Source organism: Gilliamella sp. W8128 (genome assembly GCF_016100545.1).
Classification (GTDB): Bacteria; Pseudomonadota; Gammaproteobacteria; order Enterobacterales; family Orbaceae; genus Gilliamella; species Gilliamella apis.
In genome coordinates this window covers 1-214 of record NZ_JACFSE010000048.1, presented here as the reverse complement: position 1 = coordinate 214, position 214 = coordinate 1, and the positions used below count along the sequence as shown (strand labels likewise).

General features: G+C 48.1%; 1 rRNA gene. It reads right to left on the bottom strand.

Annotated features, from left to right (window positions below):
• Window positions 1–214: ribosomal RNA gene (locus H3U97_RS11640) — 23S ribosomal RNA — on the bottom strand; the annotation flags it as partial.

Sequence of the window (214 nt, the reverse complement as noted above, 5' to 3'; positions counted from 1 at the left end):
CCCTTCGGCTCCCCTATTCGGTTAACCTTGCTACAGAATATAAGTCGCTGACCCATTATACAAAAGGTACGCAGTCACTATTACCCAACGGTAACAGCTCCCACTGATTGTACGTACACGGTTTCAGGATCTATTTCACTCCCCTCCCGGGGTTCTTTTCGCCTTTCCCTCACGGTACTGGTTCACTATCGGTCAATCAGGAGTATTTAGCCTT